We start from the raw sequence: 13,018 nt of genomic DNA on the forward strand, positions 1-13,018 counted from the left end.
CGCGGGCCTGTAGCGCAGCCCGGCTGTTGTGTTCTTTAAGGCTCACCTGAGCTATTGAGGACGTTTTCAGGATCGCGTTCCCGAATCTGGAGTTGGCCGGATCATCCTCGCGTGGTTTGACACCAGCGGGCAGGGTCAATGGCGCGCCCGTCATGCCGGATCGCAAAGTAGAGACCATTGACCTCAGTTCCGCCGCTGCTGCCGGCTAGGGCGATGAGATCGCCGGCGGCGACCCATTCGCCAACCTCCTTCATCAGCGCCTGATTGTGCCCATAGAGCGACATATAGCCATCACCGTGGTCGATCACGATCAACATGCCGAAGCCACGCAGCCAATCCGCGTAAGCGACGCGGCCATGGTGCACAGCACGGACCTCGGCGCCTTGCGTCGCGGCCAACAAGACGCCATCGGCATGCAGGGCGCCATGCTCGCGCCCCTCACCGAAGGCCCTCAGGACGCGCGCTCCATCGAGCGGCCAGGCCAGCTGACCGCGCAGATCACTGATCGCGGTCTGGCTGAGACCAACCACGTCGGCGATCTCAGCATCACGCTTAACCCGCTCGATCAGGGCGCGCATCGCCTCTGCATCCGCCGCCAGCCCTGCGGCCTGACTTTGATCGGCCGCAATGGCCTGGTCAAGATCAGTCATGATGGTCTGCCGCACTCGCAGCGCATTCTGTAAGCGCGCGCGTGTCTGATCCTGGCGCGCCGCTAAGCGCGTGAGGCGTGTCGTTTCTGCTCGCTCCTGTTGCTCGAGCTGCTGTAAGGCGCGCTCCAATGTCCGAATCTGCTCGACCCGAGCCGCTCGCCTTGCACCGATGACCTGATAATAACCCAACATGCGTTCGGCTCGACGAGGATCATCCTGACCGAGCAACAAGCGGACCTGATCACCACGCCCCATCGCGTAGGCCGACCGCACGAAGCTCGCCAGATCGGCACGCGCAATGCTGAGCTCGGCGCGAGTGTCTTGGAGACGGGCCGACGTTGCCGCAACCGCCTCTTGTTGAGCCGTCACCATCACGCCGAGCTGGTGATTGGCCTTGGAGAGTGCATCGATGTCTTGCTCAAACAACCTAAGCTCCTCCAAGAGCGCGTCCCGATACTCGAGGTTATCGGCAATGCTCTCACGCAGCTGGGCAAGGCGCGCCTGCAGCTGCTCGAGCTCAGCCTCATGCTGGCGCACGACATCCGGCTCCTGAGCGGGTGCCTGCTGCTCGACGGTTGCAGCGGTCGTAGCCACAGCTACGCACAGGGCAAGGCTGGTGGCGAGGCGGATCACGGACCGGATCGGGGGCCGGATCATCGCGGCGTCAAAAAAATGCTTTGATCGATGAAGACTTGTCAGACCCCTGGAAAGGTTTATCATCGTTTTATGAAGCATTGATATTTGGGCCGACGTCATGGCGGGAGAAGATCAGGTGTTGGGTCAGGAGAAGGACGCAGGTCCGCCGCGCGAACAAGGGCATGTGAGTGGTTACGAGCTGGGATTTTCGGAGCTCGAGCTGTTCGCGGACGATGCCGATATCGAGCGCGCCTCGCGCTCGCTGAAGGCGATGTCGCATCCGTTGCGGCTGAAGATCCTCTGCACGCTTGGTGATGAGGAGGTCAGTGTGCAAGACATCGTCGAGCATGTCGGCACCTCGCAGAGCAATATATCGCAGCATCTCGCGATCCTACGTGACAAGGGCATCCTCGCTGCACGCAAGGACGCCAACCGTGTCTATTATCGTGTTGGGGACGCCCGGACCCTGCGGCTGATCGGCATGATGCGTGAGGTCTTCTGCACTCGCGCCCCCTAACGATCATGGCGCGGTGCCACACCCTTGGTGCCACCCTCGACAATGGTATCGCGTGAGATTCACGTTAAGTGCACGTGACGCCGAACCTGCAGATCCCTATACTTAAGGGCTGATCTCATTGACCGTGTCGCCGCGTGCGGCGCCGCGGCCCTGCCAAAGTCGACATCTTCTCCATGCTTCTCGAATTCGTCGGAAACCACTGGGTGTTGTTCGCAGCACTCGGCGTCATTCTCGGGCTCCTGACCTTCACGCTGATCATGGGCGAGAAGGGATCGGTGGACCCGAGCGCCGCGACCACGATGATCAACCAGCGCGATGCCGCTGTCATCGATGTTCGCCCTGCCGCGGACTTTGCCAAGGGGCACATCATCAACGCCGTCAACGTGCCGATGAACGGCTTCAAGAAGCAGACCGCCGCACTGTCTCGGTACAAGGGCGGCCCAGTGATCGTCAACTGCCGGTCGGGCTCGCAATCACAGGCGGCCTGCCATGTGCTGCGCAAGGAGGGCTTCAACGAGGTCTACAACCTCAAGGGCGGCATCATGGCTTGGGAAGCGGCCAACCTGCCGTTGACGCGCAAGAAGCGCTGAGGCTAGCTGCTCACCGTATTATCTGCTCACCGTTCAGTCGACCGGAGTTTTCCATGGCCGAGAATCAACAGCCGCAAGGCGAGCGCCAATTTGCGTTACGCAGCATCTACATCAAAGACCTCTCCTATGAGGCACCGAACGCACCTGAGATCTTCCGTCAGGAGTGGAAGCCAGAGACCTCGCTGCATCTCGATATCAAGCTCTCTGCACTCGCCGAAGACACGCACGAGATCGTGCTCACGGTGACGGTGACGACCAAGGTCGGCGAGCAGACTGCGTATCTGATCGAGGTGCAGCAGGCGGGTATCATCAGCGTCGCTGGTTTCGCGCAAGAAGAGCTGGGACCCCTCTTCTACGTGTACTGCCCCAGCTTGCTGTTTCCCTATGCGCGCCAGGCGGTCTCTGATCTGGTCGTCAAGGGCGGCTTCCCGCACTTGGTGCTCCAGCATGTCAGCTTCGACGCCATCTATGCGCAGAAGCAGGCCGAGCAGGCGGCGTCGGGCGAGGCTGCAGCGGCCGCAGGCCAGGCAGAAGCGCCAGCCGCCGGCGAGAAGACGCATTAACCTGAATCTCAGGCGAGTCTCAGCTTTCAGGGTGCGACCTGCATCTAAGCGTTAGGCCTAGCCGCTTCGCATTCTCTTTAACGATGGCGACCCTCATGCAGCGTATCGCGGTCATTGGTGCCGGTTCTTGGGGTACAGCACTTGCGGTGCTGTTGGCTCGGAATGGCCATCAGACACCACTCTGGAGCCATGACCCCGAACAGGTTGCCGCACTGCAGCGCGACCGCGAAAACAAGACCTTCCTGCCCGGCATCCCACTTCCAGATCTGATCGAGCCGACGACCTCGCTCGCGCAGGCGCTCGACGGCGCGACGGGGATCTTGGTTGCGGTGCCGAGCCAGTTCTTCGCCGATGTGCTGAGCGCAACGGCGCCATTCCTGCCGGCCGACCTCGGGGTGCTCTGGGCCACCAAAGGTTTCGACCTCGCGAGTGGGCGGCTACTGCACGAGGTCGTGCTCGAGCGCACCGGACAGCGTGAGCTTGCCGTCCTCTCGGGTCCAAGCTTTGCGGCAGAGGTTGCGCAGGGCTTGCCAACGGCGGTCACCCTGGCCGCATCCAGCATGGCCTTCGCCGAGCAGTGCGCGGCCTGGGTCCACTCGGAGCGTTTTCGCGCCTACACCCATGATGATCTGATCGGTGTGCAAGTCGGCGGGGCGGCCAAGAATGTGCTCGCCATCGCTACCGGCATTGCGGACGGCTTGGGCTTCGGCGCGAATACCCGGGCAGCGCTGATCACCCGCGGGCTCGCCGAGCTGATCCGACTGGGAACCGCGCTCGGCGCACGCCGCGAGACCTTTATGGGCTTGGCCGGCCTTGGCGATCTGGTGCTGACCTGCACCGACAATCAGTCCCGTAATCGGCGGCTAGGACTCGCGCTTGCCCGCGGCGACAGCGCAACGGCCGCCTTGGCGGAGATCGGCCAAGAGGTCGAAGGCGTGATCACCGCCCAAGCCGTGCAGCGGATCGCCCGCGAGCATCAGATCGAGATGCCGATCTGCGAGCAGGTCTATGCGGTGCTCCATCAGGGCCAGACTCCAGAAGCCGCAACCCGTCGATTGCTCGAGCGCTCTGGTCGCTCAGAGCTCGACTGATCAGCGGAATCCATTCTGACGCCAGGCCTCATAGACGACCACTGCCACCGCGTTGGAGAGGTTGAGGCTGCGGTTATTCGGTCGCATCGGTAGCCGCAGACGTTGCTCGGGTGGGACGGATTCCCGCAGCTCGACCGGCAAGCCGCGCGTCTCCGGACCGAACAGGAAGGCGTCACCCGCCCGGAAGCGGCTGTCTGCATAGGTGCAACGGCTGTGGGTGCTCAGCGTGAAGATCCGTGGCTGCCCCAGCACCTGCTGGCATGCTGACATGCTTGCATGTACCTGCACACCGACCCATTCGCGATAATCGAGCCCGGCCCGGCGCAACCGGCGGTCGTCAAGCTCGAAGCCCAAGGGCTCGATGAGGTGTAGACTAGCGCCGGTATTCGCACAGAGCCGGATCACGTTGCCGGTGTTGGGCGGAATCTCCGGCTGATAGAGGATGACATGGAACATGCTGGCGTTGCTTGACCGGGTATCAAGCGACCATGGTATATTAATCGTTCGGCATATTCTTTTGAGCCGCCCACCTCTCCGGATCTGCCGCGCAAGGCGACGAACCTTGCCGGCAACGGTTCCATCCGGCGTTTGCACTAGAGATCAACGATACCCTGCGGGGGAGAACACCATGACCGACATCGCTGCCTTGAAAAAAGAGAAGCAGGACCTGATCGACAAGATGCTCGAGATGCAGAAGCAGTTCATCGACTACGAGCACGAGCATGGCGTCAGCGGCAAGGACTACTGGGCCTCGCAGGATGGCTTGTTGGCCGATTACCGCCAAGAGTACGCGGACATGGCGAACCGCGTCGTCGACATTGCGCACGAGATCGTTGGCTCAAGCCGCATCTAAATTGAGTTGCCTCTAGCTAATACGAAATACAGCATGCCACGTTAGTGGTCTGCTCTTAGGCAAGTATCATCATAACCCCAGGCTCGACGACCTGGGGTTTTTTGTTTACCCTGATTAAAGTCGTTTCTTCGATGAGATCCGGCGCAAGGCGCCGACATAGATCATCAATGGCTAATTGATTACGTGCTCGCCAGGAACATGCAAGCCTCAGAAAACCATAATATTCTAACTCAACTGCGCTCGGGCCTTAATACCACTAACTTTGTTCGTGCGATACGAGATCTTCACCATGGGCTCTTAAGGTGGCCGCTCTGGATGATGCTAGGCTCTCAGGAGATCCGACAACGTTACCGTCGCTCAAAGCTTGGTCCTTTTTGGCTCACTATTTCGCTCGGCGTCACAGTTGCTGCGCTTGGCTTTTTGTATGGCAGCCTCTTTAAGCAACCGCTGACTGACTATCTACCTTATCTCGCTGCAGGATTCGTTGTCTGGGGTCTCATCTCAGGGTTAATTAACGACGGAGCGCGCGCGTTCATCGATTCCGAAGGGTTGATTCGACAGTTATCTGCGCCGCTATCGATTTACGTGTATCGAACCCTATGGACTGGTTTGCTGACGTTTCTGCACAACGTTGTTGTTTTCTTTGTTGTTGCTCTCATTTTTTTACGCTGGCCTGGCTGGCCACTAATCTTGCTAGGGCCAGCTATCATTTTATTGTTACTCAATGGCGCATGGATGATTTTGTTCATTGGTGTCATCAGCGCGCGCTTCCGGGATGTGCCACAGATTATCGCCAGCATCGTCCAGGTAATGTTCTTCATTACGCCAATTCTTTGGACAACAGACATGCTACCGGACAGAGCACTATTTTTAGAGCTAAACCCATTCTTCCATTTTGTCGAAATTATTCGCAGCCCTATGCTAGGCGAGTGGCCATCAGTTGAGACATGGATGGCAGTCATCGCTATCACCCTAGTGGGTTGGAGCCTTGCTTTGGTGGCCTACACGGTCTATCGTTGGCGGATTGCCTACTGGCTGTGAGATTTAAAGATGGCACGCATTCAGCTCGACAACGTCTCCGTCTCTTTTCCAGTTTACGACAGCAGCACTCGGTCAATTAAAAACCGCATCTTATCAAATAATGCTGGCGGCAGTATTGACAATGATACCAATAAGCACCAATCGACCGTTAATGCCTTAGAACAAGTTACTGAGACATTTGATCACGGAACCCGTGTCGGTCTGGTTGGACATAATGGCGCTGGCAAATCTACCTTGCTACGTGTGCTTGCAGGAATCTACGAGCCATGTTCAGGCAACCTACTGATTCGCGGTCATGTAGCGCCTCTTTTCGATATCGCTCTTGGAATGGACCATGAGGCAACCGGCTATGAAAATATTCGCTTAAGAGGCCTCTTCTTAGGGCTATCGAAATCAGAAATCGATCGCAAGACGGACGACATCATAGATTTCGCTGAACTGGGGGGATTCCTGGACCTACCCGTCAGAACATACTCGGCCGGAATGCTCCTGAGACTTGCTTTCGCGGTCTCTACAGCGATTGAGCCTGAAATCCTTCTGATCGATGAAGGCATTGCTGCCGGCGACGCCGCCTTTCTTGAGAAAGCGAACAAACGGCTACATGAATTCACGAATCGTGCTTCAATTATCGTCTTAGCCTCACATTCGCCCGACCTCATCATGAGTATGTGTACTTCTGTTGTTATCATGGAACGTGGACGGATTATAGCGTCTGGAAACCCAGCTGAAATGTTGCAGTTCTACGCTGACCCCACCACTTCAGCGCATCGGGCTCAGTAGACCTACTCCAGGCTACTCCAGCAATACCCGGTATAGCGCGAGGGTGTCTGACTCAACCTTTGCGTTCGAAAACTCCCGCTCAGCCCGATTTCGCCCAGCGATTCCAAAAGCCATACGCATTGCTGGGGACTGAATCAGAATTCGCATCGCTTCAGCGAGTGCATCAACGTCGCCCGGAGGTACGAGCAGTCCGTTTACGCCGTGCTCACAAACCTCGCGACAACCTGGAACATCAGTGGTGATAATCGGGCGGCCTGCGGCGAGGGCCTCGAGCAATGCTTTAGGCAGGCCTTCTCGATACGAGGGCAACGCGACGATGTGCGACTCGGCGAGCAGCGTTGGTATATCGCACCGCTCACCAAGCCAGGTGACCAGCCCCTCTTGCTCCCAGTCTCGCAACTGCCGCTCACTCAGGCTGCCTCGATTTTCGCGGTCCCGCGGTCCGACCAGCCAGTACTGAGCATCGATCCCGTTTTCCCGCAGCTTGCGTGCTGCGCACACAAACTCCTCAACGCCCTTCTCCTTCAACATCCTCCCAATCAACGAGATGCAGACGCTCCCTTGCGGCTCTGGCGTCGGCTTGAAGCGCGCCAGATCCACGCCCGCGCCGCGGATCAAGTAAGCGGACGATGCCAGCACAAGCCGGTTCTCGATGGCATCGCGTCGATCATCACGATTCTCAAAGACGACCTTTGCCCCCCGGATCGGGAGCAGGCGCCGATAGAGAAATTGGATCATCGGACGGAGTCTTCGCGCGAAGACCGTTTTCGACGAAAACGTAAAGCCCATACCTACCGGTGCATTAACGATCTGGCCAACGGTGCCAAACGAGGCAGCAAGGCCGCCATAGACGATGGGCTTGAGTGCGACATGATGAACAAGGTCAGGCCGCTCTCGACGATAAATGCGCATCAGCTGTAACAAAGACCCAAGCTCGCGCCAAGGAGCAACACCATTCCGAGAAACCGACCAGGGAATCACGCGTATGCCCAAGGACTCTATCGCATCCTGATGTTGAAGCGGACGACAGACAACAGCCACTTGATAGCCGGCGTCGCGCGCTGCTAGTGCCCTTTCAACGAAATGGGAATAGAAAAACCAATCGACCGTGACGAGGTAGAGAATCAATGGGCGCTCGCGCGCAGCTTGATGGCGAGTATCCATATTGGTGCGTCAGAGCTACATGGATGCCCAGTGCTCGACCTGCCATTGTCGCGGCAGATCGAAGGCACCAACGGCTTTGAAGCCATCTTCAACAACGAACGGACAGACGCCTTCTGCCTTGGTTAACACCGAGAGACCATACTCGTCATTCACGGCGACCCGCCAATGGTAACGACCTGCGAGCAACGGGAAACTTGGAAACCGAATCGTCACCCGCCCGGCGGGCATTCTAGCGAAAGGCTTATGGCCATCCATTAACGTTGTTGCACCACAGACATAGAGTCCATCAGCTCGGTACAGGTTGAACACAAAGCTCAGGGGCTCGTGTAGGTCTTCGCACAAGCGTTCAAATGAAAAGGACAAACGGATACTGTCGCCAGTACGCACACATTGAAGCGGCTCACCCGCAGCGTCCAACAGCCTAATCGTACTGATCTTAACCGTCGGCCGCTCCTCTGGCGCGACGCCTTCTTCCGAGCCACACTTGAACCCTGCACCGCTGTGGAGATCGGCGAGGTAGGCATCGACGACGCTACCAGCCTCTCCAAAGTTCACCAAACGCCCAGCGCGTAGATAGAGCGCCCGCTGGCAGACCGCCTTGACTTGATAAGGATCATGCGACACAAACAGCAAGGTGACTCCCTGCTTGCGCAGCGCAAGCATCCGCTTGATGCACTTTTGCTGAAACCCGAGATCGCCGACGCTCAACGCCTCATCAACAACCAAGATATCAGGGTCTACATGCACGGCAACGGAGAACGCAAGCCGCGCAAACATGCCGCTGGAGTAGGTCTTAACAGGTCGCTCGAGATACTCGCCGATGCTGGCAAACTGCGTGATCTCTTCAAAGCGCATATCGGTCTCTCGTCGCGAGAGGCCTAGAACCGCCGCACTCAGATAGACATTCTCGCGTCCGGTAAATTCAGGATTGAAGCCGGAGCCCAATTCAAGAAGTGGAGACACCCGACCGATGACACTCACAGCGCCGCTGTTTGGTCTCAGCGTGCCACAGATCACTTGGAGCAACGTCGACTTGCCAGAACCATTTCGCCCTACGATGCCGACCGCCTCACCTCGCTCGACCTCGAAACTGACACCGTCAAGGGCGTGTGCTGGGGTGTAATAGGTCCGCTTCTGCAGCTGGGAGAACAGTTGCCGTAAGCGATCCAAGGGATGCTTAAAGACGCGATAAGTCTTCGAAAGCTGGGTCGCGCGTATAGCAACGGGATGTTCAGAAGACATAGGGATCGCTAGAGAACATCAGAAAAGGCATCGCGTGCTTTGCGAAAGGCCAGAAGACCCAACGCGAGGCAAACCAGGAACAAGAGCCGCGGCGGTTGCTGGTTGGCCCCGGCGCCATCAGAGGTGCATTTCGGCCGGCGGGCTCGACCAGGGTGCAGGCGTTATCCCAGCAGCTTCGGCCAAACGCGCGGCAACGATGGGCCCCTGCAGCTGCAGTGAATACTGCGCCTCCACCCGCCGCCGACCGGCTCTTCCAAGCCGACGCCGTAACAGGACATCAGCGCCCAACCGGCGCAGCGCTGCGAGCCATTGATCGGGGTTGCTCGCGAGTAACCCCACCGCGGGCGTGGCAATCTCCACATTCACACCCACCGGCGAAGTAATCACCGGCTTGCCACAGGCCAGATACTGGAGCAATTTATAGCCACATTTGCCCTGTTCCCAAGGGCCATCAGTCAACGGCATGATGCCGAGATGTACGCTGCCCAGCAGCGCTGATTCGGTGCTCGCTGACCAGGGGTGGTGCTCAACCGGGACGTCCATGCTGGGGATCGCCTCGGCTCCAATCACCACCAGTTGCACCGGGCGTTCACGCGCCAAGCGCTGCAGCGGCTCGCGCACGAGGCGCAGATAAGATGCCGTTGATGGGGAGCCAATCCAGCCAACCCGTAGCAGGGCAGCGTCGGGCTCGGCAGCCAGCGCGTACTGATCCACATCCAGCACCGTCGGTACCAGGCTTACGTCTGGCGCGCCGGCGCGCTGCGCATAGTCGGCGAGGTAGGCATTCCCCGCCGTCACCAAATGGGCACCGCGCATCAGCGGCACCAAGCGTCGGCCCAGCAGCCTGCGCACCAAGACCGAGCGGTGTGCATCGTAGCGGTGGAAGGTGGCGTCGTCGTAGTCGACCACATAGGGAACGCCGGCCCAGGTCAGCCAGCGCTCGAGCACTCCTGGCAAGAAGGGGAACAGTTCTTTCTCCACCCATACCAGTTGGATCTGCCCCAGCTCCATCAGCGCTCGCAGGCGGCGCTGGTAGACGCGCATGATACTGCGAGCGCTCGAGCGTCCGTTGGCATAGCGCGCGCGCAGTTCGTCATCCTGAAATAGGGCGCTGACCGTTACCCGAAAGCCGGCCTGCTCCAACCAGGGGCGATAAGCCATCAGCCGCAAGCGGCTGCTCGAGCCGAGCTCGCCGTAACGGGTCAGGAGTAACAGCGTTGGCGCCGACACCGTCTATTTCTGAGCCACCACCACGACGCGGTGACCACGGGTAAACTGCTCGTAGTCGTCGGCCTCTGGCTCGACAAATTCGACGGTAGAAAAACCGGATTCTTTCAACAGGTAAGTCACTGCGGCCTTGCTCGGCACCAACGCAAACCCGGTCATCCCCCCTTCGGAGCTGTTGGGATAATCTTCGCAGAGGGCAAAGCAGCCTCTGATCTGGCGCAGGTTTGTATAGTCACCGTCCTCGACGTGGCCGACGAGGTCCATTGGCATCACCTGGGTTTCCAAACAGAGCGTCTGGCGCGTAATGGTGGCCAGCATGCGGATGAGATTCACCGGGTTTTCGTGGTGATAGAGCAGGCCATAACAGAGCACGAAATCGAACGGAGATGCTGAGCCGAAGGCCTCCAGGCTGATGTTTTCAAAGCGAATCCGGTCGGGCGCCAGTAGATCGCTGATCGCCTGTGCTTTTTGAATTGAATCGGGATTTTTATCAATGCCGGTAACGGATTCAAAGTACTCGGCGAGTATCAGGGAATAATAGCCTTCGTGACAGGCGACATCTATGGCGCTCGCGCGATGCGTCGTGGTGGAGACACTGGCTTGCAGTGCATTGCACAACATCTTCTCGCGTGTGTCATGGATCTTGCGGACGCTGGGTTTTACACAGGACTTGGTTTTGCTGCCGTCTGGCAGGTGAAATTCATAGAACCATTCTTGTTCTTTAATTGCGCGCAGACGCGGATCTTGGTGGCTGCTCATAGGCTGATGTTGCTCTATAAAAGTAGAAGAATGAGGCATAAAGGGCACATGCCCTGATTAACCTATGGATCATAAGCGGGATATTCGGTTTTTCAGTGTTTGTTTCAGCCAGAGCTTGATTTTCGTCTTCACGTTCAGCCCGGCTCTTTTTTTTTAACTGATTCAATCTTCATCTGCCAGCAGGCATTAAACAGAAAGGTTCTGGCGAAGCCAAACGGAATCAACATCCGCACCAACATGGGCAACCGTTTCCACGCCACACTGGGGTCGTAGTGCTCGTGCACGATGGTAAATTTGCGCTGAAAATTGAGGTTTTCGTAAAACCATCGTTCGGTCAGGAAGATGTGATGACCGGGATAGAGGCCTTCGGCTGAATTGGCGTAGGGCACAGTGAAGACAAAGCGTCCGCCGGGAATCAGCACACGCCAGGACTCATTGATCACGTGATCGAGATTGGAGTGCTCCAGAAAATGCGACGAGCGCACCTCGGCGACGCTATTATCGGCAAATGGCAGCGGCCCCCGATCAAGGTCCATGAGGATATCCGGGGCATTGTCCGCATTGGCAATTTGTGCCCCCTCGCCGACGAGGTTGTCGATACCAATATAGCCTGGCGGCTTGTAGTAGCCACAGCCTAAGTCCAAACGAATGCCGTCTTCCCCCTGTGCCTTTGTTAACTGCTCCATTGACGCCCAGCGGGTATTGAGTGTTAGGTCTTTTTGCTGTGCGTATTGCATTGGATCATCTCCTTAGAAATCAGGAAGCCTTGAGCAGTGAACGCCATTTTTGGTAGCCGCGTACCAGGAGACGTGCGAGCACTCGAAACCATCCCTGTCTACGTAAACGGCCAACCAAGAATTCGGTGGGATCGGCAAGCAAGCGCGCATTTTTTGCAGATATAGGCGGGTCTGATAGCAATGGCTCGCCACGCAGTTCACCATAAAAATAGGCAATACTCTCTGCAACGACACGCTGCGGTGAAGACAGCGCGCGTGAGGGATCAACCAGCAGGGCTTGTAATGCTTGTTCTAAACGATTAATGGAGCTGTCCCAGTTCCAGCGTGCAACTGTCGCCCGACCATTAGCGATCAGGTGCTCACGCAGCGCGGTATCCTCCAGCAGGCGTTGCACGGCAGCACGCGCCGCTTGGATGTCGAATGGATCGACTACTAAGGCGTTCTCTCCGTCGATGATGTATTCGTCGTAGCCAGTGACGCGACCCACTACCACCGCCCCCCCGCAAGCCATCATCTCCATGGGTGGCCCAAAGAAGCCTTCGACCCGGCTCAACTTCAGCAGCAGGTCGCAGCTTGAATAGATCTCGCGCATCTGCTCCATGGGGACAGCGCTGAAGAATCGATCACAGCGCCAGGCGGGGTCAGGCTTTCCGCATGAACTGACACACCAGATCTCAGCATCAATAGGCTTAACCGCTTCGAAGGCCTCCCACATCCCTTTGTATGGCAGCGCGATGGCGCCTTCTAACAGGATGCGTGGCCGCCGGCCCCGCGGCGCAAGCGGCTCGCAGGGATAGAAGATCGAGGTATCAAGCCCGTTCGGCACCAAGGCAGCTTCATGACCAAATTGCGCTTGCAGCCAGGTTCGAATCCAGTGCGCCTCGGTTAGATAATTGAAGGGAATGACGTAGGATAGGCGGGTGATATGCTCCCAGCAACTGCCCGGTGGATGAAAGCGGGTCTCATCCGATTGCACGAAGTAGGCATGTCGCTTTGCCAGCAGCAGGGGTACGCGGAAGGCAGTAGCCCAAGAGGTGGCGATGAGGATATCGACCTCCTGCGGATAGTCTGTCAGTGGAACAACCGGCACGCTTTGGCCTGGAAACCAACTCATATCACCCAGCATGCCGTCGACGACCAAGCTGACCTCGTGCCCGCGCGCCTTGAG

At 57.9% G+C, this 13,018-nt stretch carries 15 protein-coding genes; 7 read left to right on the top strand and 8 right to left on the bottom strand.

Translation table 11 applies throughout. The annotated features are described in order from the left end of the window. Positions 1-101: 101 nt before the first annotated feature. The gene (locus CKO42_RS28215; protein ID WP_200239857.1) at positions 102-1,244 is read right to left on the bottom strand and encodes a peptidoglycan DD-metalloendopeptidase family protein; all 1,143 of its coding nucleotides are present in this window, start codon (positions 1,242-1,244) and stop codon (positions 102-104) included. Positions 1,245-1,404: 160 nt separating this feature from the next. On the opposite strand from CKO42_RS28215, the gene CKO42_RS04595 reads away from it, so the two are divergent. From CKO42_RS04595 to CKO42_RS04610, 4 genes are all read left to right on the top strand, one after another. Continuing rightward, a complete protein-coding gene (locus tag CKO42_RS04595) occupies positions 1,405-1,803 on the top strand; it encodes an ArsR/SmtB family transcription factor (protein WP_242479118.1) in 399 nt (132 codons plus the stop codon). A gap of 173 nt (positions 1,804-1,976) precedes the next feature. Next, positions 1,977-2,393, top strand: a complete 417-nt coding sequence (locus tag CKO42_RS04600) for a rhodanese-like domain-containing protein (RefSeq protein ID WP_200239958.1) — start codon at positions 1,977-1,979, stop codon at positions 2,391-2,393. 53 nt (positions 2,394-2,446) lie between these two features. Then, entirely contained in the window at positions 2,447-2,956 is a 510-nt protein-coding gene (gene secB / locus CKO42_RS04605; RefSeq protein WP_200239859.1) for a protein-export chaperone SecB, read from the top strand. 83 nt (positions 2,957-3,039) lie between these two features. Beyond that, positions 3,040-4,047: an NAD(P)H-dependent glycerol-3-phosphate dehydrogenase gene (locus tag CKO42_RS04610; protein WP_242479119.1), complete on the top strand. Its 1,008-nt coding sequence runs from the start codon at positions 3,040-3,042 to the stop codon at positions 4,045-4,047. Here the strand turns inward: CKO42_RS04610 and CKO42_RS04615 are convergent, their stop codons facing one another. Beyond that, positions 4,048-4,503: a tRNA (cytidine(34)-2'-O)-methyltransferase gene (locus CKO42_RS04615; RefSeq protein WP_200239861.1), complete on the bottom strand. Its 456-nt coding sequence runs from the start codon at positions 4,501-4,503 to the stop codon at positions 4,048-4,050. A 172-nt stretch (positions 4,504-4,675) separates the two neighbouring features. On the opposite strand from CKO42_RS04615, the gene CKO42_RS04620 reads away from it, so the two are divergent. The 3 genes from CKO42_RS04620 (at position 4,676) to CKO42_RS04630 (ending at position 6,721) form a co-directional block, all read left to right on the top strand. After that, entirely contained in the window at positions 4,676-4,900 is a 225-nt protein-coding gene (locus CKO42_RS04620) for a hypothetical protein (RefSeq protein ID WP_200239862.1), read from the top strand. Between the two features lie 315 nt (positions 4,901-5,215). Next, complete coding sequence (locus CKO42_RS04625) at positions 5,216-5,941, top strand: ABC transporter permease (RefSeq protein ID WP_242479120.1); 726 nt, start codon at positions 5,216-5,218, stop codon at positions 5,939-5,941. A 9-nt stretch (positions 5,942-5,950) separates the two neighbouring features. Continuing rightward, complete coding sequence (locus tag CKO42_RS04630; protein ID WP_200239866.1) at positions 5,951-6,721, top strand: ABC transporter ATP-binding protein; 771 nt, start codon at positions 5,951-5,953, stop codon at positions 6,719-6,721. A 12-nt stretch (positions 6,722-6,733) separates the two neighbouring features. Here CKO42_RS04630 and CKO42_RS04635 read toward each other — a convergent pair whose 3' ends face one another. From CKO42_RS04635 to CKO42_RS04660, 6 genes are all read right to left on the bottom strand, one after another. Continuing rightward, entirely contained in the window at positions 6,734-7,885 is a 1,152-nt protein-coding gene (locus CKO42_RS04635; protein ID WP_200239868.1) for a glycosyltransferase family 4 protein, read from the bottom strand. A gap of 15 nt (positions 7,886-7,900) precedes the next feature. Beyond that, entirely contained in the window at positions 7,901-9,055 is a 1,155-nt protein-coding gene (locus CKO42_RS04640) for an ABC transporter ATP-binding protein (protein WP_242479121.1), read from the bottom strand. Positions 9,056-9,244: 189 nt separating this feature from the next. Next, positions 9,245-10,357 carry a glycosyltransferase gene (locus CKO42_RS28220; protein ID WP_200239873.1) on the bottom strand — a complete coding sequence of 371 codons (1,113 nt, stop codon included), beginning with the start codon at positions 10,355-10,357 and terminating at the stop codon, positions 9,245-9,247. Between the two features lie 3 nt (positions 10,358-10,360). After that, positions 10,361-11,113 carry a class I SAM-dependent methyltransferase gene (locus CKO42_RS04650; protein WP_200239876.1) on the bottom strand — a complete coding sequence of 251 codons (753 nt, stop codon included), beginning with the start codon at positions 11,111-11,113 and terminating at the stop codon, positions 10,361-10,363. Between the two features lie 134 nt (positions 11,114-11,247). Then, positions 11,248-11,850 (bottom strand): class I SAM-dependent methyltransferase, encoded by a 603-nt coding sequence (locus CKO42_RS04655; RefSeq protein ID WP_200239878.1) that lies wholly within the window; start codon positions 11,848-11,850, stop codon positions 11,248-11,250. Between the two features lie 19 nt (positions 11,851-11,869). Then, on the bottom strand, positions 11,870-12,991 hold the full coding sequence (locus tag CKO42_RS04660) for a glycosyltransferase family 4 protein (RefSeq protein WP_200239880.1): 1,122 nt from the start codon (positions 12,989-12,991) through the stop codon (positions 11,870-11,872). Positions 12,992-13,018: the final 27 nt, after the last annotated feature.

Origin of the sequence: Lamprobacter modestohalophilus, assembly GCF_016583905.1 — a bacterium.
In the GTDB taxonomy this organism is placed as follows: domain Bacteria; phylum Pseudomonadota; class Gammaproteobacteria; order Chromatiales; family Chromatiaceae; genus Lamprobacter; species Lamprobacter modestohalophilus.

Coding starts and splice junctions, on each gene's coding strand:
- CKO42_RS04595 (WP_242479118.1), top strand. CDS start 1,405: ATGGCGGGAGAAGATCAGGTGTTGGGTCAGGAGAAGGACGCAGGTCCG.
- CKO42_RS04600 (WP_200239958.1), top strand. CDS start 1,977: ATGCTTCTCGAATTCGTCGGAAACCACTGGGTGTTGTTCGCAGCACTC.
- secB (WP_200239859.1), top strand. CDS start 2,447: ATGGCCGAGAATCAACAGCCGCAAGGCGAGCGCCAATTTGCGTTACGC.
- CKO42_RS04610 (WP_242479119.1), top strand. CDS start 3,040: ATGGCGACCCTCATGCAGCGTATCGCGGTCATTGGTGCCGGTTCTTGG.
- CKO42_RS04615 (WP_200239861.1), bottom strand. CDS start 4,503: ATGTTCCATGTCATCCTCTATCAGCCGGAGATTCCGCCCAACACCGGC.
- CKO42_RS04620 (WP_200239862.1), top strand. CDS start 4,676: ATGACCGACATCGCTGCCTTGAAAAAAGAGAAGCAGGACCTGATCGAC.
- CKO42_RS04625 (WP_242479120.1), top strand. CDS start 5,216: ATGATGCTAGGCTCTCAGGAGATCCGACAACGTTACCGTCGCTCAAAG.
- CKO42_RS04630 (WP_200239866.1), top strand. CDS start 5,951: ATGGCACGCATTCAGCTCGACAACGTCTCCGTCTCTTTTCCAGTTTAC.
- CKO42_RS04635 (WP_200239868.1), bottom strand. CDS start 7,885: ATGGATACTCGCCATCAAGCTGCGCGCGAGCGCCCATTGATTCTCTAC.
- CKO42_RS04650 (WP_200239876.1), bottom strand. CDS start 11,113: ATGAGCAGCCACCAAGATCCGCGTCTGCGCGCAATTAAAGAACAAGAA.
- CKO42_RS04655 (WP_200239878.1), bottom strand. CDS start 11,850: ATGCAATACGCACAGCAAAAAGACCTAACACTCAATACCCGCTGGGCG.